The 895-nt window shown below is 30.8% G+C and carries 2 protein-coding genes; both read left to right on the plus strand.

Annotated elements, in window-relative coordinates:
- On the plus strand, positions 1 to 422 hold a 422-nt coding region (locus BAZSYMA_RS10115), incomplete at its 5' end, for a hypothetical protein (protein WP_195910178.1).
- The gene (locus BAZSYMA_RS08885) at positions 422 to 865 is read left to right on the plus strand and encodes a hypothetical protein (protein WP_090718201.1); all 444 of its coding nucleotides are present in this window, start codon (positions 422 to 424) and stop codon (positions 863 to 865) included. The genes BAZSYMA_RS10115 and BAZSYMA_RS08885, both read left to right, overlap by 1 nt.
- Positions 866 to 895 lie beyond the last annotated feature (30 nt).

Genomic DNA, 895 nt, shown 5'->3' on the forward strand with positions numbered 1-895 from the left:
CAGCAATAATAAGATATGCAACACCTATATTAAAAGACCCAAGTTCAGCAATAAAAATTGTAGAAAATGGATTAAAGGCAATAGGAGTTATTGCAGGGGCAGAGATTGTTAATCATGTTAGTGACAGTGCTCAAGATGATGTGAGCGATATTCCTGAGATTGACGATGTTTCTGAGGCGGCTGGAACTAGTATGCCAAGGCCTGATGGAGAGCCTCCTGAGGATTGGGATAAAAAAGAGCAGAAAAGAATTAAGCGGGAAGAGAAAAAAGCACAAAAAGAATATAAGACTAATAAAGATTTTAGGGATTATATGCATAGAGAATATAAACCAGATATTCCGAAAGGTTTAACTAGAAACAGAGACTTAACCTCTTCGGAAATGCGAGATGCATGGTTAGAATATACAGAAAGGATGCAATAATGCCATCTTGTGAGATTCTAATAAATAATATTAATATAGATTTAAGTAAATTAGAATATAAAAATTTTGCTTTAACGACATCTTGTCCTGCACAATCTCATAGAGATCCCTCTTTATGGCAACATCTCTTTAATGAAAGCGAAGGAACTTTGTTACATATTGGGGAAACTAGATTTAAAGATCAAGATGATTGGTTTTTTTGTTACGATTTACTTTTAGATATAGGACTTTTAAGATTCAAATTTAAGCCAGCGGTTTGGAGTGAATTAAAAAAACTTATTGATTATTTAATTAAAACCTCAAAAAATAATAAAATAATTTTTACAACTGACTATCAATTTGGCGGTAAAAAATTTATATACAAACCAATTAAATTAAAAAAATTTATAAAATTGCATGATACAAAAGGATTAAAGTTTAATTCTTGGGTTGAAATAATATAAAAAAGACCCTGTAAACCAGATTGTGTAAAG

This window comes from Bathymodiolus azoricus thioautotrophic gill symbiont (genome assembly GCF_001298715.1).
Lineage (GTDB): Bacteria > Pseudomonadota > Gammaproteobacteria > PS1 > Pseudothioglobaceae > Thiodubiliella.